We start from the raw sequence: 20,564 nt of genomic DNA, 5'->3' as shown, positions 1-20,564 counted from the left end.
ACGAATTGGATGAAAGACCAACGAACGTGTCACTTCGTTGGTCTTTCTCCATTATTGCGTAAAGTGAGGTCAGACGAATGAAACCAAAGGTGATTGTGTATAAAAAAGTGTATCCGGAAATATTGGTCGAATTGCGTGAAAAGTGTGAGGTCGTCTATTTCGAAGAGTTGAACCCAAGCTGAAAATAGTTAGCAATATTGCGGTTGGTTATGACAATTTTGATCTGTCGGCCTTAAACAGAGCAGGTGTCATGGCAACCAATACACCTGACGTCCTGACCGATACTGTTGCCGATACGATGATGGGCCTCATGCTAGCCACGGCGCGCAGAATTCCCGAGATGGACCGTTTTGTCAAAACGGGGCAGTGGACTTCTCATCTCACCTCTCAGCAGTTCGGAAGGGACGTCCATCATAAAACTCTTGGCATTATTGGCATGGGACGTATCGGGTCCGCCATCGCGAAACGCGCGCACCTGGGCTTTGACATGAACATCCTATACCATAATCGCTCTCGGAACGAAGCAGTGGAAAGCCTCTACCAAGCCACGTATTGCACGCTTGAGGAACTTTGTCAGCAAGCCGATTTCATTTGCCTGATGGTTCCATTGTCTGCAGAGACGACCAAGCTGATTGGCATGAAGGAGTTCCAGCAGATGAAAAAATCGGCGATCTTCGTGAACGGTTCACGAGGAGCTACAGTCGATGAAGAAGCGTTGGTAGAAGCTTTGAAGCAAGGCGAGATCCTGGCTGCTGGTCTGGATGTTTTTGTCAAAGAGCCAGTAAATCCAGAGCATCCGTTGCTCCAAATGCCCAATGTTGTCACACTCCCGCATATCGGTTCGGCAACAGAAGAGACCCGACTGCGCATGGCCCAGTATGCAAAAGAAAATCTCTTGGCAGGCTTGTTCGGGAAAAAGCCACCTGCTTTGCTAAATGAAGAGGTCTATTCCGGCAAGTGATCGAAAAAATGATTGAAGCGCCTATACAAATCAAACAATTAGTAATAATCTGAAAACATGCCGAATCAAACGAGCAAAGGAGTGAAGGTAATGACCGACACCAAACGGGGAATCACAGCAGAGGATCTCTATCAAATTTGCTACCCAAGCGAACCGCAGCTTTCGCCTGATGGCACGAAAGCCGTCTTTGTGGAGACCAAAATGGATGAACTGCGCCAGTATCAGAGCCATATTTATCTCTATTCGCTAGAGGACAATAGCAAGACTGCATTGACCAGCGGTCCTTTCCGCGATTCATTCCCACGTTGGTCACCCGATGGCTCCAAGCTATGTTTTGTATCCAATCGCTCTGGGAAAGCCCAGCTTTGGCATCTGGATGTGAATGAAACGGAGTTTAAGCAAATCACGAATGGTCCGAACGGGATTTCTTCGCCAGTGTGGTCGCCAGACGGACGAAGCATTGCGTTCGCTGCGTTTCTGCGTACTGGCCAAACCCTGACAGAAGGAACAGAAGAATTGACAGAAGAGGCCACGCCCAAATCCATCACCGTAGACAAAATGAAGTATAAGTCCGATGATAGCGGGTTTGTGTACGAGAAAAACAAACAGGTCGCTGTGGTCAACATTGAGACTGGCTCGGTCACACAACTGACTGAAGGAACCTATGATCACGCGGTGGGAAGCTGGTCACCCGATGGAAAATGGCTTGCCATCACTGCTAATCGCTCGGTCAATCCAGACATCCAGCATGAAATCGACATCTATCTGGTACCTGTGGAAGGCGGAGAGTGGAAAAAAATCACCAACAGCGACGGTACATATGCCATGCCGACTTTTTCAAAAGACGGGAAAAAACTAGCTTTCATAGGAAGTGTAGCGGATCAGCACCTCTATGCCACTATGAAAAAAATCTGGGTTGCTGAGCTGGACGCGGGAACGGTCCAGTGCTTGACAGCTGATTGGGATGTGCATGTCGGTGATGCTACGATCGGCGATGTACGCTCACCTGGCCATCCCAACCCGGGAGCTGTGTGGACAACAGACGGACAGGGGATGTATGTGATTGCAAGCGAAAAGGGAAGCTCGGGTATTTACTTGGTCCATCTGGATGGCTCTGTGACAAAGGTCGTGGGTGGAGAACGTAACGTCTACGGTTTTACATTCGATAATGAGAAAAACTCCCTGGTGATGGCGGTCAGCGATTCGCTAACTCCAGGAGACTTGTTCCATGTCGATCTGAATACAGAAACTGAGAAGCGTCTGACGGATGTAAATGGTGAGCTATTCCAAGAAATCAGATTATCTACGCCAGAAGAAATCTGGTATGAAGGTGCAGAAGGCTGGAACATTCAAGGCTGGATATTGAAACCGGTGGGCTTCCAAGAGGGAAATACATATCCTGCCATTTTGCAAATTCATGGCGGTCCTCACTCGATGTATGGTCACACATTTTTTCATGAATTTCAGCTTTTGGCTGCACAAGGCTACGTAGTCGTCTATACGAATCCTCGTGGAAGCTACGGCTATGGGGAACGTTTTGTGCAGGCATGCTGCGGTGATTACGGAGGCAATGATTACAAAGATTTGATGCACGCCGTGGACTATGTCTGCCAGTTTGACTATGTAGACGAGACGCGTCTCGGTGTTGCTGGGGGCAGTTACGGGGGATTCATGACCAACTGGATCATTGGACAAGGCAACCGTTTCAAAGCGGCAGTTACGGATAGAAGCATCTGCAACTGGATCAGCTTCTATGGCGTAAGTGATATCGGATACTACTTTTCAGCCGAAGAAATACAGGCCAATCCTTTTGAGAATCCGGAGAAGATGTGGCATCATTCCCCGCTTCGCCTGGTAGCCAACATGGAGACGCCTCTGCTCATCATGCATGGGGAACGGGATTACCGCTGCCCAATCGAGCAGGCGGAGCAGCTCTATATGACGCTGCGGCACCGAGGAAAAGCTCCCGTTTCATTCATTCGTTTCCCCGGAGCCAACCACGAAATGTCGCGCAGCGGCGACCCGGAACAGCGCGTCTTGAGACTTCAGTACACCGTAGACTGGTTTAATCAATACGTGTGACGAACGGCACATGACAGAATGAAAACCTCGCCTGAAAAGCGAGTTTTTTTTGGTGTAAGAGAAAACTTCATTCATTGAAAGCACAACCAATCCCAAGTAGGCTTCACCATTTTTTATATTTTTCTGAAAACGCTTCACATCAAGTCAGAAGAGAATGAAAGCGCTATTATTTTGTACAGTCAATTCAGAATAGAGTGAAAAATCAATTGATTCTGTAAGCAAATATCCGTATACTCTGAATAAGTCAATATTGTTTAATCATATAAAACACAATCATAAACAAAATAGATGTGATTAGTGGGCATTAAATGACAACAACATCAGGGAGGTATGAAGTTTGGAAAAAAACTTTTTGGAAGTAGATAAACTTCAAGTGGCTTTTCGAACGGATAAGGGTGAAGTTGTCTCCGTCGATGAAGTCACCTTTCAATTAAAACAAGGTGAAACCATAGGAATAGTTGGTGAATCCGGTTGTGGGAAAAGTGTCACCTCCTTGTCTGTGATGAGACTATTAGGACGAACAGGCATGATCAAGAAAGGTTCCATACAGTTTAACGGAAAAGATCTGACGAAGTTGTCTGAAGCGCAGATGCGGGAGATTCGGGGAAATGAGATCTCCATGATCTTTCAAGAGCCGATGACTTCACTAAATCCAGTATTCACGATCGGGAATCAAATGCTGGAGCTCATCCACTTACATATGAACATGAGCAAGAGCGAGGCTAGAGCCTATGCGATTGAAATGTTGAAAAAAGTAGGAATCCCGCGAGCCGAGCAGCTCATCGATGAATACCCGCACAAGCTGTCTGGGGGTATGAGGCAAAGGGTGATGATCGCGATGGCTCTTTCGTGCAAGCCCAGTCTTTTGATCGCGGACGAGCCGACTACCGCGCTGGATGTTACGATTCAGGCGCAAATTTTGGAACTGATGAAAAGACTACGTCAAGAATCCAATACCGCGATCATGATCATCTCCCATGATCTGGGCGTCATTGCTGAGATGGCGGATAAGGTTCTGGTCATGTACGCCGGACAAGTGGTGGAGGAAGCAGATGTATTCACACTATTTGACGAGCCCAAGCACCCCTACACAAAAGGCCTGATGGAGTCGATCCCACATCTGGAGCACGACAGCCAAAAAAAGCTGTTTTCCATCCCCGGAACAGTACCCAATCTTCACATGATGCCAAAAGGTTGCCGTTTTCACGATCGTTGTCCATACGCCACAGAAAAATGCGTCACCGAACAACCCCCGCTTCTCTCCATCCCAGATAATCACAATCACCGCGTGCGCTGCTGGCTGCTTGACGAACAGCAGCAACAAACACCTACTGACTCCAGAAGTGAGGTGATCGCATGAACAAGAACACCACCGAAAATCAGACTCCTATTCTAACTGTTGAAAAACTCAAAAAGTACTATCCAATCAAAAAGGGAATTATTTCACGTACGGTTGGTCAGGTCAAAGCGGTGGACGGACTGGATTTCTCTATCTATCCGGGTGAGACACTAGCGCTTGTCGGAGAATCCGGCTGCGGAAAATCGACGACGGGACGAGCCATCGTCCAGCTTGATCCACCAACAGAGGGCAAAGTCGTCTTTAGAGGAAAAGAAATGGCCTCCCTGAGTGGGGCTGAACTGCGCAAGGCGAGAACAGATCTGCAGATCATCTTCCAGGACCCGTATTCGTCCTTGAATCCTCGCAAGCGGATAGGCGATTTGCTTGCCGAGCCTCTATTGGCCCATCAGCTTGCGGAAAAGAGTGAAGTTTCTAAAAAAGTGGATGACATTCTCGAAATCGTCGGGTTAAACAAATACCACCGAAGCAGATACCCGCATGAATTCTCAGGCGGGCAGCGTCAGCGGATCGGTATCGCACGAGCTCTGATCCTACAGCCAAAGCTGATCGTTTGCGACGAGCCGGTCTCGGCACTTGACGTGTCCATCCAAGCGCAGGTGCTCAATCTACTGAAGGATTTGCAAAAGGATTTTCAGCTAACCTATCTCTTCATTGCACATGGTCTTGGAGCAGTCAAATACATCAGTGATCGGATTGCCATCATGTACCTCGGCAAAATCGTGGAGCTGGCAAAGACGCAGGACATTTTTAAAAATCCCAGGCACCCTTACACACAGGCGCTGCTCCATGCCTATCCGATTCCAAATCCGCATTTGCGCAACCGTGAACGAATCGTCATGGAAGGAGATGTTCCCAATCCGGCAAATCCGCCGAAAGGATGCGGCTTCCACACACGTTGTCCCTTGGCAAAAGACATTTGTCGGGAACAAATTCCCGGTTTAACGGGTACGAATCACTCGGTGGCTTGCCATTTTCCTGTGGGATAAAGGGCATACGACTCTTCAGCTAAGTTTAAAAGGAGGGGAGATTCTACGTGTTTCCATACATTATGCGAAGATTACTCATTGCCATCCCAGTGCTCTTCGGTGTGACCGTTTTCAGCTTTTTCATTGTCAATCTGGCTCCAGGAAATCCGGTTGAAATGTTTATCAGTCCCGATGCAACCCAGGCTGACATTGAATTGAAGAAAGAAGCACTGGGTCTCAATGATCCGATTTACGTGCAGTATTTACGCTGGATGCAGAACCTGCTGCAAGGAGACTTCGGCTATTCCTTCTCGACCTATGCGCCAGTTGGAGAAATGGTAGCGTCCAGAGTGCTCCCAACTCTGTTATTGATGGGAACGGCTCTGTTGATCGCCTATATCGTAGCCATCCCAATCGGTGTGCTCAGTGCCACCAGGCAATATTCCTGGCTCGATTATTTGACGACAGGCTTTTCCTTCATGGGCATTTCCATCCCGAATTTCTTCCTTGGACTAGGACTGATCTACATATTCTCCGTTCAGCTCAATCTTCTGCCGACTGGTGGGATGAATACACTTGGTGGTGATGGCAGCTTTGGAGATACGCTCAAGCATTTACTGCTTCCTGCATTTGTTCTGGCCACTGGAATCGCTGGCAGTATGGTCAGATATGTGAGATCCAGCATGTTGGAGATTTTGGGGCAGGACTACCTGCGGACAGCCCGTTCAAAAGGCTTGCGAGAATTCCTCGTCGTGAACAAGCATGCGTTTCGCAATGCTCTGATCCCGATTATTACCGTAATCGGAATGGATATTCCGCTGCTTATTGGTGGGGCAGTAGTGACCGAGCAGATCTTCCAATGGCCTGGTCTTGGACAATTGACGATTCAATCGATTGGGTCCCGTGACTACCCGACATTGATGGCCATCAACTTCATTGCGGCAATCACGGTGCTTTTATCCAATCTCCTTGCAGATATCCTGTATTCGGTTGCGGACCCGCGGATCAAATACAACTAAGTCCAGAAAGGGGGAGAAGAACGCATGTCATTGGCCAATTTGAAAGTAGAGCAGGAAGAAGTCATCAACAAGCAGCAAATGATCGGGATGGGTGAAGAAGAAAGCTACTTGAAGATGATCACCAAACGCTTCTTCAAGCATAAGCTCGCTGTTGTGGGGCTGGTCATTTTTCTGATCATTGCTTTATCTGCGATCTTTGCACCTGTGATATCGCCAGCAGACCCAAACGAAATTACGGGTGACTTCGGCGTCGAGCCGTCAGGTGATTACCTGCTCGGAACGGATTTGGTAAGTAGGGATATCGCGAGCCGCCTCATCTATGCATCCCGTGTTTCACTGGCAGTTGGAATCGGTGCAGTAGCCATTTATGTCGTGATTGGGACCATTTTGGGTGCGATAGCTGGATTTTTTGGCAAATGGGTAGATATGTTCATCATGCGGTTGACAGACATATTTATGTCCTTCCCTTATTTGATGGTCATCCTCGTATTGGTCAGCATTATGGGGCCGAGCTTATATAACATCATCATCGCCTTGGGGTTATTGGGCTGGCCGGGGATTGCCCGGATCGTGCGCGGCAGTGTGCTGTCTATCAAGGAGATGGATTATGTGAAGGCAGGCATTGCATTGGGGTATTCCGCACCCAAGATTGTCTTCCAGCACATCCTGCCCAATTGTCTCGCTCCGATTCTGGTCAATGCGACCTTTGGTATTGCTTCTGCCATTATCATGGAGGCTTCGCTTAGCTTTCTCGGGATGGGCGTGCAACCACCGACCGCGAGCTGGGGCAACATGCTGACAGAAGCGCAATCACTCACGGTCTTGTCGACTCAGCCTTGGCTTTGGGTTCCGCCAGGACTGATGATCCTGCTCGCTGTCCTTTCCATCAATTTCATGGGCGATGGCTTACGCGATGCGATGGACCCTAAGAGCTTGAAATAAGGGTAAAACTGGCAGTACGTATTTCATTCATTATAGAAGTTGGGGGGAACAGAATGAAAATGTTGAAGAAAACAGCAAGTGTTTTGGCCGTGTCATCTGTCTTAATGCTGGCGGCTTGCGGTGGTGGCAATACCAGCACTTCGGCACCAAGCGGAGGTGGCGGCACAGCAGGCAGTACGACGCAGGCACCTGCTGCCGAATCCGGTGCAAAAGCCGGCACCATGTTTCTGGGGATGACCAATCCTCCGATTTTGTTGAATCCGATCAACAGTGCCGATGTAGCTTCGACGTTCACCGAGAAGTTTCTGTTTGACACCTTTCTAGAAATGGAGGGTCCGCTGAAGTTCGTACCGAGATTGGCAGATGGAATTGAAACGACAGACAACCAAACCTTTACCATCAAGATCAACAAAGATGCCAAGTGGACAGACGGAACGCCAGTAACGGCGCATGATGCATTATTCACCTTCAATCTGATCGCCAATCCCAAGGTTGAAACGACTGTTGGTAGCTATTTGACGATGTTTGATGGTCTTGGACCGGACGGTAAGCTGAAGGACGGGGATACGTCCATTCCATCTGTAAAGATCGTGGATGACAAAACACTTGAATTTAAGACAAAAGCTCCGGTAGACCCCAATATGCTGAAAGAACAGCTGGGTACCAAGCTGATGATCTTGCCGAAGCACGCGCTGGAAAAAGTGGACCCTGCTGCCCTGTCTCAAGATCCATTTATGCAAAAGCCAACCGTCACGAACGGCGCATTCAAGTTCGTTCAATACCAAAAAGATCAGTATGTGGAGCTGGAAGCCAATCCGGATTACTATCGCGGCAAGCCTGAGCTGGAAAAAATGTTTATCAAAATCATGCCTTCTGCCAACATGGTTGCCCAACTTCAAACGGGAGAGGTTCATATGAACGTAGGTGGAGGTATTGGGAAAATTCCTCCTCAGGATTATGACACGGTCAAAGCAATGGAGCATGTGGTCGCCAAAGACGAGCCTACATTCGGTTTCCAAACGATGATGTTCAACACGGAGAAGATGGATCCGAAGGTACGTCAAGCTCTGGCTTATGCAGTCGATCGCAAGCAGCTCGTAGACAAGCTGTTGAAAGGATACGGCGAGGTAGTAGACGGTCCTTACACCTCCGTCAGCCCTTATCTGGATAAAAACCTGCAGCAATACTCATTTGATACAGAAAAAGCGAAACAGTTGCTGAAAGAATCGGGCTGGGATCCGAATCGCGAGCTCCAGTTCATGGTCCCAACCGGTAACAAGGTTCGCGAGCAATCCGCTGATATTATTACACAAAACCTGATCGCTGCGGGCTTTAAAGTCAAGGTGTCCAAATTTGACTTCCCAACGGTTATGTCCAAGGCAAAAGCGGGCGATTACGAAGTCATGCTGATGGGTCTGACGCTGACTTTGGATCCTGAAGTATCAGCACTGTACGGTAAAGACGGTGCGTATAACTTTATGAAATACGACAATCCCAAATCAGAAGACTTGCTGAATAAAGGAAAAGCAGAGCCGAACTCCGATGTGCGCAAGGGCATCTACAACGAACTGCAAAAATTGTGGAACGAAGATGTTCCGCTGATTACCCTCTACTCGGATAATGACTTCGTGGGTATATCCAAAAAGGTTGCGTATGGCGAACCACGCGTGTTCGGCTTCCATCGAGACCTTGAAAAATGGTCCGTAACAGGTGCACAGTAATGGGCATGGAACAGTTGGGTAACGAAATCAGAGCCAGTTTGCCCGGGTCATTAGAGCGTTTAAAGAATTACCTGCGCCTTCCGTCTGTATCAGCCCAACGACAAGCCATACCCGAGACGGTAGATTATGTGGTGCAAATGCTGGAGGAGATCGGTGGACAGGCAAAAGTACTGGATGAATGGGGCGGAAATCCCGTGATCTACGGATACTTTGCGGCGGGTCCAGAAGGAGATTCCAGCAAAACGATTCTCTTCTACAACCACTATGATGTACAGCCAGCAGAACCGCTCGAGGAATGGAATTCTCCACCCTTTGAGCCTACTCTTGCAGACGGAAAGCTGTTTGCTAGAGGTGTGGCGGACAATAAAGGGGACCTGGTCGCACGTTTGACTGCGATCCAGGTCCTGCAAAACAACGGCGGACTTCCCTGCAACATCAAATTCCTGATCGAGGGTGAAGAGGAGATCGGCAGTCCCAACCTAGAGCCGTACCTGCGCACGTATCAGGACTTGTTCCAAGCGGATGCCTGCATCTGGGAGTTTGGAAACAAGGACGAGAGCGAACGCATCAGCATGGTAGCCGGTATCAAAGGTATGGCATATTTGGAGCTGACTTGTGAAGGTGCGCAGATCGACCTCCATTCCTCAGTTGGTGCGTACGTGGACAATGCTGCCTGGAGATTGGTACAGGCACTGGCCAGCATGAAAAACGAGAAGAACGAGATTCTGGTCGAAGGCTTCTACGATGGCATTGTAGAACCGGATGCAGAAGTGCGACTTGCTGTCAAGGAATTGCCTTTTGATGAGCAGGCGATCGTGAATCGATACGGCTTGAAAAGACCGCTCATCACCACAGCCAAAAGGATCGATCCGCGCGAAGCCATGGTATTTCATCCAACGATGACGATATGTGGACTGGAGAGCGGGTATACGGGTGAAGGTGCCAAAACTGTTTTGCCAAAGCGAGCAAAGGCAAAAGTGGATTGCCGTCTGGTTCCCGGACAAGATCCGGATCACATCCTCGTTTCAGTGGAAAGACATTTGCTGCGTCACGGATTTGACGATGTGAAGGTTTCGATGGTTAATGGACAGCGTGCGTATCGTTCGGATTATCATCATCCATTTGTTGCCCATGTTCTGCAAACGGCTCGTCTCGTCTATGACCAGGAGCCAGTACTTGCGCCAAATGCTGCCGGGACTGGTCCAATGTACGCTTTTGGCAAGCTCTTGAATTTGCCGATTGTCAGCACGGGAGTAGGCTGGGCAGGCTCACAGGTGCACGCACCGAATGAATCGATACGACTGGACGATTATGAACAAGGAATCATGCACATGGTGCTGATGCTCGCTGGCTTTTCGCAAGCCTTAAAGACTGCAGAAATGCATAGCTAACGATGGAAGGGAGGGAAATGGACATGCTTGCATCGTTGTACCGTGATCTGGAGGACCTATTTCCTGAACTGGTAGAGATACGACGTGATCTGCATATGCACCCGGAGCTGTCTTTTCAAGAAGTCCATACACCGGAAAAAGTGGCGGACTATTTGCAACGGCTGGGGCTCGAGGTCAGAACTAACGTTGGAGAGCGTGGAGTAATCGGACTTCTTCGGGGTGGAAAAGCAGACGATAACAGCCGTACCGTCGCTTTGCGAGCAGACTTCGATGCTCTCCCCATACAGGATGAAAAGGATGTACCTTATAAGTCACGGGTACCTGGCGTGATGCATGCTTGTGGACATGACATGCATACCGCGGCTCTGTTGGGAGCTGCGAAAGTGTTAAGTCAGGTGAAGGAGCAGCTGCAGGGCAATGTCGTCTTCATTCACCAGTTCGGTGAGGAAAAGCCGCCGGGAGGGGCTATAGCGATGATCGAAGATGGCTGCCTGGACGGTGTCGACGTGATTTACGGTGCACACGTTTGGCCAACCGAACCATTTGGCAATGTGGCGATGACCGAAGGATATGCGATGGCGGCGGGCGACTCGTTTGAGATCCAGGTGGTGGGCAGAGGCGGTCATGGTGCACAGCCTCATACGACGATTGATCCTTTGGTGGTCGGTTGTCAGCTGGTTCTCAACCTGCAGCAGATCATCAGCCGACGGATCAATCCATTGGAGCCTGCTGTTTTGTCGGTCGGATCGATCCAAAGCGGGCTTGCAGCCAATGTCATTCCCGATGTCTGCAAGCTCACAGGTACTGTCCGTGCCTTCAGCAATGACGTAAGGGAGTTTATCCTGGAGCAGATCGAACGGATTGTCAAAGCCACTTGCGATGCGGCAGGAGCTAGATACAAACTGTCGCTTCTCAAAGGATACGATGCAGTTTGGAATCATCCTGAGCAGACCCAAGGCGTAGAGCGGATTGCAAAACAGCTTTTTGGGGAAGAACGCGTCCGCAGGGTAGAGCCAAGTTTGGCTGGGGAGGATTTCTCCGCGTATTTGAAGCGCATACCGGGAACCTTCTTCCTGGTAGGGGCAGGCAATCCAGACATTGGTGCGGTCTATCCCCTACATCATCCCATGTTTGATGGAGATGAACGAGCGATGATCGTCACAGGAAAAATGTTCGTTTCACTTGTATGGAACGAGCTGCAGGGCGCAACGGTTTGACTAAAAATTCATAGCATAGCGCCTCATTTGGAATGCTATCCCTTCAGACAGGGATAGCATCGTTTTTTGGAACAGGTTTTTTTGGAGGTGAGCCTGTACTTCCAAGATGGTAATATGGGCCGATTCCATGTACAATCAGAGCTATACATACCATTGTATAGAATTGCCAAAGGAGGCGAGAGTACATGAGCAGCACACACTCGGAATATAGCGTCGCAACCTTTGCTGGAGGATGTTTCTGGTGCATGGTCAGTCCATTTGACAAAATGCCGGGAATCATTCAAGTCCTTTCAGGCTATACAGGGGGCGAGGTGGAGAATCCCACATATGAGCAGGTATGCAGTGGAACAACCGGGCACTATGAAGCCGTAGAAATCACCTATGATCCTTCGCTTATTTCCTACAATCAGCTGTTGCAAATCTTTTGGCGGCAGATTGATCCTACGGATGCGGGTGGACAATTTGCTGATCGAGGACAGTCCTATGCTCCTGCGATTTTTTATCACAACGAAGAACAGCATGAGCTGGCCATCCAATCAAAAGAGCAGCTGGAAGAGAGCGGGCGCTTTGACAAGCCTATTACCACAGCCATCCTGCCAGCCCAGACTTTTTATCCCGCTGAAGAATACCACCAGGACTACTATAAGAAAAATCCGTTGCGCTACAAGTATTACCAGGCAGCATCAGGGAGAGCCAAGTTTACCAAAGAAGCGTGGCGCAACAAAGGCACGCTTGAAGAACTGAAAAAACGCCTAACACCGATGCAGTTTGAGGTTACGCAAAACAGCGGGACAGAGCCTCCATTTGCCAACGAATTCTGGAATCATAAAGAAGAAGGAATCTACGTTGACATCGTCTCAAACGAACCTTTGTTTAGTTCGTTAGATAAATTTGATTCACACTGTGGCTGGCCGTCCTTTACGCAGCCGATTACGGAGGAAAAGGTAACCGAACACATTGACGTCAGCCACAATATGATACGAACAGAAGTGCGCAGCAGTCAGGCCGATTCTCATCTGGGACATGTTTTTGAAGATGGACCAGGACCCAACGGTCTGCGCTACTGCATCAACTCTGCCGCACTGCGCTTCATTCCGAAAGATGAACTAGAAAAAGAAGGGTTCGGAGAGTTTCTGCGCTTGTTTGAGCAGAAATAAGCTCCTGTGCCACTTCTGAAAGGAAAGTAGAAATGGGAAGAGTGTGGAAACAGGTTGGATCTAGCTTTCTGCTCGCCTCCCTGGTCTCATTGGCGCTGTCAGGCTGTAATAGCCAGGCAGCTACCGGCGAGATAGAGGCGAATACACCCCAAGAAGTTGTACCTGCACCTGCGACGGAAGCAGAACAGCCGACACAAAATGTAGAAAAACAGGGGGAATCAGATGTGAAGCCTACACCTGCAGAAGAGGGAAAGCAAGCAGAAGCGAAACCGGTAGAAACAAAGGCTGAACCAACCACAGAGGGGACACCGGTAGAAATGCCAGACGGTTTGGTCTTGGAAGTCGTAGCTGAACCAGCCAGCTTGACCATTCTTGTGAACAAGCAGAGAAAATTGCCAGAAGACTATACACCAGACAACCTCGTTGTTCCGAATGTACCGTTCATTTTTCCGGAGAAAAGCGACAAACGGAAAATGCGCAAAGAGGCAGCAGAGGCGCTGGAGCAAATGTTTGCTGCAGCAAAAGCAGATGGAGTGGAGTTGGCAGGTGTATCAGGGTATCGTTCCCATGCGTACCAAAAGGAACTGTTTGCGCGGTACGTCAAGAAAGACGGCTTGGAGGTAGCAAGAACCTACAGCGCCTATCCGGGTACGAGTGAGCACGAGACAGGACTTGCGATGGATATCTCCGGAATAGATGGGAAATGTGCAGCAGAGAGCTGCTTCGCTGGAACCAAGGAAGCAGAGTGGTTAGCCGAGCACTCAGCAGAGTACGGCTTTATTGTCCGGTATCCATTGGGCAAAGAATCGATTACTGGCTATATTTATGAGCCATGGCATTTGCGCTATGTGGGTGTGGAGTTGTCCAAGGAAATTTTTGAAAGTGGACTTACGCTTGAAGAATACTTTGGGGTAGTTCCTGTATCCAACCCAAATCCTTAAAGCACGATTTTTCGCACATGACCCAGCAAATTCATGTGCTATAATGTACACGGGTGAAGATAATGAGCGAAAAATCAATTAGAGAAAGAATCATAGAAACCTCCATGCGTCTGTTCGAGGCAAACGGGTATCACCGTGTGACGGTTGACCAGATCGTAAAGGAGAGCGGAACCTCCAAAGGGGGTTTCTACCACAATTTCAAATCAAAAGATGAACTTTTATATATCATTCATGACCAGTTTATCTCTTATGTTTTAGAGAAGGCACAGGAAGCCTGCCAACAATGGGAAACACCACCTGAACGCCTGCAGGCGATCGTCAAATCCTTCGTCATGATGATCGATTTATACCGGTCACAGGTCACTATCTTTTATCAGGAAAGCTTGTTTTTGGCCCCGGAGTACTTCTCTGAGATTGAGAGCAAGCGTGATCAGTATAAGCAAATCATGTTTTCCGTCATTCAGGAAGGGATCGAGACGGGTGACTTCCGCCCCGAATTGCCAGTGCCGATCGTATCGATGGCGATATTCGGGATGGTAAACTGGATCTACAAATGGTATCAGAAAACGGGGACGTATTCGATTGAACAAATCGCTGACATTTATGCGGACATGGTACTCCATTCCATTCTGCAGCCAGATGCGATGAAAAACCCGATGTTTTCCCGTTTCTTTTTACAGCAACAAGATTTGACCAACACGAAAGAGTAATGAACAGGGCTCCGCTTATCCTATTGCAGGTCGGCGGGGCTTTTTATACAGAATAAAATTGCGTTAGAATAAGAAATATTCTCACAGACCAACTAGTTGGTCTGTACAAGACAAGGCTCCTCTGGTAAAGTGAGAATTAACAGACCAACTAGTCGGTCTTGATGGATTTCAGGAGGAATGAATGTGCTAACTATTTATGAAATCAGAGAATTGGTAAAGCTGTTAGAACAAACTGATATTGAATCCGTTGAAGTGAAGGACGAACAATCCCGTATCGCCATCAAACGGAGTGTCCATGGCACCGTCCCTGTGGTAGTTGCCAAGCCGACTGTTGTTGCTCCAATCGTGAATGAACCTGAGAAACTCGTGGTCGTGAAAGAAGCACCAAAACCAGCCGTTTCAGCAGAACCAAAGGTAGAACCAGCAAAGATTGATGTAAATACTGAAAATTTACACAAAATCACTTCCCCGATGGTGGGAACCTTCTATGCTGCGCCAGCGGTTGATTCACCACCTTATGTCATAGTGGGTGACAAGATCCACAACACAAGCATTGTCTGTATTGTAGAAGCAATGAAGCTCTTTAACGAGATTGAAGCAGAAGTAAAAGGGGAAATTGTTCAGATCCTGGTTGAAAACGGTCAGCTGGTGGAGCAAGGTCAGCCTTTGTTTTTGGTTAAAATAGATTAGGATGTTTGACCGTCAAACACGAGAGAGGGGGCAACAAGATTGATGAACAAAGAGACATTGTTTCAAGATTTTTCTGTACCTACGTATGATCAATGGCGGGAAGAAGCGGAAAAATCCTTGAAAGGCGCTTCCTTTGACGCCAAACTGCTCACCAAAACTTACGAGGGCATCACCTTGCAGCCCATTTATCGGAAAGAAGATGTGCAAAATCTGCCGCATGTAGCAGGAGTGCCGGGTGCTGCACCGTATGTACGCGGTACAAATGCGCTTGGATATGTAACCAGAGGCTGGGAAGTGAGTCAAGAGATCCCTGCTACGTCGCCAAAAGCATTTAACGAAGCTGCCAAACACGATCTTGAACGTGGCCAAACCATGCTGAATCTCGTATTGGACCGGGCGGCATTGAGCGGTCTTGACCCAAATGCAAGCGTTGCCAACACAGCTGTTGATCACGGGGTTTCGATTTTTCATCGCGAGGATCTGGATACGGCCTTTTCCGGATTGAATTTGGAAACACTACCGCTCTTTTTGCATACCGGCTATGTAGCGCTTCCCATGTTAGCATTGCTGCTGTCACACGTGGAAAAGGCGGGAGCAGACACTAGCAAATTGCGCGGCTTTGTGGGTGCAGATCCTCTCGGAACCTTGCTCGCAGAGGGGCAGTTGCCATGCTCGATTCAAAAATGCTATGACGATTTGGCTCAAGTAACACACTGGGCAGACCAGAACGCCCCTCATTTGAGAACCATTCATGTTCAATCACATCCTTATCACAATAGCGGTGCAAATGCAGTACAGGAGCTGGCATTCAGCTTGGCTACTGCCGTAGAATATATTCGCGCTTTAATGGAAAGAGGTTTGTCCATTGAGCAGATTGCTCCGAAAATCCAGTTTTCTTTTTCTATCGGATCACAATCATTTATGGAAATTGCCAAATTACGTGCTGCGAGATTGCTTTGGTCTACAATCGTAGAAGCTTACGGTGGTTCTGCCGAAGCCCAGAAAATGAACATTCATGCCCGTACATCTGCTTGGAACAAAACCGTTCTCGATCCATACGTAAACCTGCTTCGTGCCAGTACCGAGGCTTTTTCTGCGATCATAGGCGGTATTGACAGCTTGCATGTCTCTGCATTCGATGAAGTGATTCGACCAGCTAATGAGTTCTCTCGCAGAATCGCCAGAAATACGCAAATTATTTTGGAGCAGGAAGCGCATTTGTCCAAGGTTGCCGATCCTGCAGGCGGTTCCTGGTACGTAGAATGGCTGACGGATGCCTTGGCCGAAAAAGCATGGAGATTGTTTCAGCAAGTAGAGGAACAGGGTGGTATGCTGCGAGCGATCGAAGTAGATTTCCCTCAATCGGAGATCGAGCAGATCGCAATGAAAAAGAGTGAAAGCATCGCACAGCGCAAAGATCGGATCGTAGGAACCAACATGTATGCCAACATCCAGGAGCAGCCGATCGCGACTGATGCTGATACGGCTATTTACCAAGAACGGCTTGCCTGCCTGAAGGCGCATATAGAAAGTCATGATCAAGAGGCGATACTCGAATCCTGGAAAGCAAAGAAAAGCGTTGCACAGGATGTCATGCAGCAAGCGGTACAAGCGGCAAATTCAGGGGCGACCCTTGGAACATTAACAAAGGCTTGGATCGATGATCAAATTCAAGCCGCGACAGTACGACCTCTTCGCATACATCGTGCTGCAGAAGCATTCGAGTCATTACGTTCACGAGCGGAAAAGCATCTCCAAAAAACGGGTGACAGACCGCAAGTCTTTCTGGCCTCTGTGGGGCCACTTGCAAAGCACAAGGCACGTGCGGATTTCAGTGCCGAATTTTTTGCCGTCGGCGGGTTTGAAGTGCTGCGACCAGATCCCGTGACGAAAGCGGAAGAAGCGACTAAGGCAGCGGTTGCTTCAGGAGCGTCGATCGTTGTCATCTGTTCGGATGACGAGAGCTATCCGTCATTTGTAGAGGAAATGGCTCGCCTGTTTAAAACGTCTAAACCGGAAGCGATTCTTTTGCTGGCTGGTCTGCCAGCAAGTGAGGAAATCAACGTGTATAAAGCGGCGGGTGTCGATGATTTTATCCATGTACGGTCAAATTGTTATCAGATGCTTCATGACCTGCAGGAGCGTATAGGGGTGATGTCATGAGCAAGCAGCCTGATTTTTCAAAAGTTGAATATCGTTCGCAGAAGTTTTCCGACTCTATCCCTGAATGGGAGGAGAGAGCGAAGGCAGAAGCAGGCGTTTCTCTCGACGAGCTGATGTGGCAGACTCTGGAGCAGATACCGGTAAAGCCGATGTACACCAGTGAAGATACGGCTGGCATGAATCACTTGGGCTACATGCCAGGTTTGCCGCCATTCTTTAGAGGGCCATACCCGACGATGTACGTGACGCGTCCTTGGACGGTTCGTCAGTACGCCGGTTTCTCTACAGCAGAGGAGAGCAATGCGTTTTATCGGCGTAATCTCGCCGCGGGACAAAAAGGTCTTTCCATTGCATTTGACCTGGCAACGCACCGCGGCTATGATTCGGACCACCCCCGCGTAGTAGGGGATGTCGGAAAAGCTGGTGTAGCGGTTGATTCCATTTTGGATATGAAGATATTATTCGATGGCATACCGCTTGACCAGATGTCTGTATCGATGACGATGAATGGTGCTGTACTCCCGATCATGGCTTTTTATATCGTGGCAGCAGAAGAGCAGGGCGTTGACCAATCCAAGCTGACGGGAACAATTCAAAACGACATTTTAAAAGAATACATGGTACGCAATACGTATATTTACCCGCCAGAGGCGTCGATGAAGATCATCTCGGATATCTTCGCTTACACGTCCAAGCACATGCCGAAGTTCAACAGCATTAGTATCTCTGGCTACCATATGCAGGAGGCAGGGGCTACCGCTGATATCGAGCTGGCGTATACGCTGGCTGACGGGTTGGAGTACGTGCGTACAGGGCTGAAGGCAGGCATTGATATCGATGCCTTTGCGCCACGTTTGTCCTTTTTCTGGGCGATCGGCATGAACTACTTCATGGAAGTCGCGAAAATGCGGGCAGCGCGCTTGATTTGGGCCAATCTGATCAAGCAGTTCAACCCGAAAAATGAAAAGTCCATGGCTCTGCGTACCCACTCGCAAACCTCCGGCTGGAGCTTGACTGAACAGGACCCTTTTAACAATGTGATTCGAACGAATATCGAAGCGATGGCTGCTGCATTGGGCCATACGCAGTCCTTGCATACCAATGCTCTCGATGAGGCCATTGCTTTGCCGACAGACTTCTCGGCAAGAATCGCGCGCAATACCCAGCTTTTCTTGCAGGATGAGACCGGTATTTGCAAAGTGGTTGATCCATGGGCAGGATCTTATTATGTGGAGTCTTTGACTGCACAGCTGGTAGAGCGGGCTTGGACCCATATCGAAGAGGTAGAAGCATTGGGGGGCATGGCGAAAGCGATTGAGACCGGTCTGCCGAAAATGAAGATTGAAGAAGCAGCAGCGCGGCGTCAAGCCATGATCGACTCACGCAAAGAGTCCATTATTGGCGTCAATAAATATCGTTTGGAACAGGAAGAAGCGCTCGAAATCCTGGAAGTGGACAATACCGCCGTTCGCGAAGCGCAGATCAGACGTCTCAAGGAATTGCGTGAAAATCGTGATGAGACGAGAGTACAGTCAGCGCTGCAAGCCATTACGGAATGTGCACGTTCGGGTGAAGGCAATCTTTTGGCTTTGGCGATTGAAGCAGCCCGCGCTCGTGCGTCTCTTGGAGAAATTTCGGATGCCTATGAAAAAGTGGTTGGACGCCACAAAGCGGTGATTCGCTCCATCAGTGGTGTGTACAGCGCAGAGTTCGGTGATGCAGAGGAAGTGGCTGTCGTACGCAAGATGGCTGACGAGTTCGAGCAATGGGAAGGCAGACGTCCACGCATCATGATCGCCAAAATGGGGCAGGACGGACACGATCGCGGAGCCAAAGTCATTGCCACGGCATTTGCTGATTTGGGCTTTGATGTGGATATGGGACCTTTATTCCAGACCCCCGAAGAAACAGCGAAGCAAGCCGTTGAAAATGACGTGCATGTCATTGGCTTCAGCTCCTTGGCAGCTGGCCACAAAACACTGCTGCCTCAACTCGTGGAAGAGCTGAAAAAGTTGGGTCGCGAAGATATTGTCGTGGTCATCGGAGGAGTCATTCCTGCCCAGGACTATGCGTTCCTTCGTGAAAACGGCGCTGCCGCTATCTTTGGTCCGGGCACAGTGATCCCAGTAGCAGCTCAAAGCGTGATTCAAGAAATCGTTCGTCGCTTGGAGGCTGCCAGCCTATGAGCGATGCCAAGCATGACCGGACTTCCTTGACGTTCTCCTCAACAGTCCGTCGCCCCCGGCTTTCTGTCGATCAATACGTACAGGGGGTGCTGGAAAACAATCGAACCATTTTGGCACAGGCGATAACATTGGTCGAGAGCAATTCCCCTGTCCATATGGAAGTAGCCCAGGAAGTGCTTGGTAAGCTTTTGCCGTACACGGGAAAAGCGATTCGTGTCGGGATTACGGGCGTTCCTGGTGCCGGAAAAAGCACCTTTATCGAAGCGTTTGGAACGATGCTATGCGAAAGGGGCCATCGCGTGGCTGTTCTGGCCGTCGATCCCAGCAGCCCTGTGACGAAGGGAAGCATATTGGGAGACAAGACGAGGATGGAGCTCTTGTCGCGCAACCCGAATGCCTACATTCGCCCGTCGGCAGCCGGCGGTACTTTGGGCGGTGTCAATCGAAAGACAAGAGAGACGATGCTGATATGTGAAGCGGCTGGTTTTGATGTGATATTAGTAGAGACAGTCGGTGTGGGACAAAGTGAAACGACAGTTCGCTCGATGGTCGATTTCTTTTTGCTACTCATGCTGACAGGAGCTGGAGATGAGCTGCAAGGGATCAAGAAGGGTGTCATTGAGATTGCTGATGCACTCTTGATCAACAAAGCAGACGGAGAGAACAAGGATCGGGCGTTGATAGCACGTGGAGAATTTAATCGTGTCTTGCACTACCTGCAGCCCGCAACTACAGGCTGGGAGACGAAAGCCCATATGTGCTCATCTTTGACTGGCGAAGGCATTCCGGAAATCTGGACGGTGATTGAGAGATTTCGCGATGAAATGTCCCACTCAGGTGTATTGCAGACGCGTCGACAAAAACAAGCGCTGGACTGGATGCAAAGCATGACGCAAGATTACCTGCGCTCTCATTTTTACAGTAATCCTGAAGTGGCAAAAAGGCTCCCTGAAGTGGAGGAAGCAGTTGCCAAGGGAGAGCTGTCCGCGACGAGTGCTGTGCAGCAGCTGGTCGCCATTTACGAAAAATCTAGAGATGTTTAGGAATGGAGAGAGGAAT

At 49.1% G+C, this 20,564-nt stretch carries 16 protein-coding genes; all 16 read left to right on the top strand.

Going from position 1 to position 20,564, the window contains the following annotated elements; translation table 11 throughout:
• Positions 1-178 precede the first annotated feature (178 nt).
• The 16 genes from EDM52_RS06340 (at position 179) to meaB (ending at position 20,548) form a co-directional block, all read left to right on the top strand.
• Positions 179-961 (top strand): 2-hydroxyacid dehydrogenase, encoded by a 783-nt coding sequence (locus tag EDM52_RS06340; protein WP_338068292.1) that lies wholly within the window; start codon positions 179-181, stop codon positions 959-961.
• A 90-nt stretch (positions 962-1,051) separates the two neighbouring features.
• Entirely contained in the window at positions 1,052-3,043 is a 1,992-nt protein-coding gene (locus EDM52_RS06335) for a S9 family peptidase (RefSeq protein WP_122908194.1), read from the top strand.
• A 337-nt stretch (positions 3,044-3,380) separates the two neighbouring features.
• Positions 3,381-4,403 carry an ABC transporter ATP-binding protein gene (locus tag EDM52_RS06330; protein WP_122908193.1) on the top strand — a complete coding sequence of 341 codons (1,023 nt, stop codon included), beginning with the start codon at positions 3,381-3,383 and terminating at the stop codon, positions 4,401-4,403.
• Positions 4,400-5,389, top strand: a complete 990-nt coding sequence (locus EDM52_RS06325) for an ABC transporter ATP-binding protein (RefSeq protein ID WP_122908192.1) — start codon at positions 4,400-4,402, stop codon at positions 5,387-5,389. The genes EDM52_RS06330 and EDM52_RS06325 overlap by 4 nt, the downstream gene beginning before the upstream one ends.
• Positions 5,390-5,436: 47 nt before the next feature.
• Complete coding sequence (locus EDM52_RS06320; RefSeq protein WP_183184873.1) at positions 5,437-6,387, top strand: ABC transporter permease; 951 nt, start codon at positions 5,437-5,439, stop codon at positions 6,385-6,387.
• Positions 6,388-6,465: 78 nt separating this feature from the next.
• Positions 6,466-7,329: an oligopeptide ABC transporter permease gene (gene opp4C, locus EDM52_RS06315; RefSeq protein WP_415783024.1), complete on the top strand. Its 864-nt coding sequence runs from the start codon at positions 6,466-6,468 to the stop codon at positions 7,327-7,329.
• Positions 7,330-7,382: 53 nt separating this feature from the next.
• A complete protein-coding gene (locus tag EDM52_RS06310) occupies positions 7,383-9,050 on the top strand; it encodes an ABC transporter substrate-binding protein (protein WP_122908190.1) in 1,668 nt (555 codons plus the stop codon).
• Positions 9,050-10,441 carry a M20/M25/M40 family metallo-hydrolase gene (locus EDM52_RS06305; RefSeq protein WP_122908189.1) on the top strand — a complete coding sequence of 464 codons (1,392 nt, stop codon included), beginning with the start codon at positions 9,050-9,052 and terminating at the stop codon, positions 10,439-10,441. Before EDM52_RS06310 ends, EDM52_RS06305 begins: the two co-directional genes overlap by 1 nt.
• Positions 10,442-10,464: 23 nt before the next feature.
• Positions 10,465-11,658, top strand: a complete 1,194-nt coding sequence (locus EDM52_RS06300) for a M20 metallopeptidase family protein (protein ID WP_122908188.1) — start codon at positions 10,465-10,467, stop codon at positions 11,656-11,658.
• Between the two features lie 185 nt (positions 11,659-11,843).
• Positions 11,844-12,815: a peptide-methionine (S)-S-oxide reductase MsrA gene (gene msrA, locus EDM52_RS06295; protein ID WP_122908187.1), complete on the top strand. Its 972-nt coding sequence runs from the start codon at positions 11,844-11,846 to the stop codon at positions 12,813-12,815.
• A gap of 32 nt (positions 12,816-12,847) precedes the next feature.
• The gene (locus EDM52_RS06290; RefSeq protein WP_122908186.1) at positions 12,848-13,756 is read left to right on the top strand and encodes a M15 family metallopeptidase; all 909 of its coding nucleotides are present in this window, start codon (positions 12,848-12,850) and stop codon (positions 13,754-13,756) included.
• 62 nt (positions 13,757-13,818) lie between these two features.
• Positions 13,819-14,466 carry a TetR/AcrR family transcriptional regulator gene (locus tag EDM52_RS06285; RefSeq protein ID WP_183184870.1) on the top strand — a complete coding sequence of 216 codons (648 nt, stop codon included), beginning with the start codon at positions 13,819-13,821 and terminating at the stop codon, positions 14,464-14,466.
• 183 nt (positions 14,467-14,649) lie between these two features.
• Positions 14,650-15,156, top strand: coding sequence for an acetyl-CoA carboxylase biotin carboxyl carrier protein (accB, locus tag EDM52_RS06280; protein ID WP_122908184.1), 507 nt, complete (start codon positions 14,650-14,652; stop codon positions 15,154-15,156).
• 42 nt (positions 15,157-15,198) lie between these two features.
• Positions 15,199-17,319 (top strand): methylmalonyl-CoA mutase family protein, encoded by a 2,121-nt coding sequence (locus EDM52_RS06275; protein ID WP_122908183.1) that lies wholly within the window; start codon positions 15,199-15,201, stop codon positions 17,317-17,319.
• Positions 17,316-19,505, top strand: coding sequence for a methylmalonyl-CoA mutase (gene scpA / locus EDM52_RS06270; protein WP_122908182.1), 2,190 nt, complete (start codon positions 17,316-17,318; stop codon positions 19,503-19,505). Before EDM52_RS06275 ends, scpA begins: the two co-directional genes overlap by 4 nt.
• Positions 19,502-20,548 carry a methylmalonyl Co-A mutase-associated GTPase MeaB gene (gene meaB / locus EDM52_RS06265; RefSeq protein ID WP_122908181.1) on the top strand — a complete coding sequence of 349 codons (1,047 nt, stop codon included), beginning with the start codon at positions 19,502-19,504 and terminating at the stop codon, positions 20,546-20,548. Before scpA ends, meaB begins: the two co-directional genes overlap by 4 nt.
• Positions 20,549-20,564 lie beyond the last annotated feature (16 nt).

It is taken from the genome of Brevibacillus invocatus (assembly GCF_003710915.1).
Taxonomy (GTDB): Bacteria; Bacillota; Bacilli; order Brevibacillales; family Brevibacillaceae; genus Brevibacillus; species Brevibacillus invocatus.
This window is presented reverse-complemented; position numbering and strand designations above follow the sequence as displayed.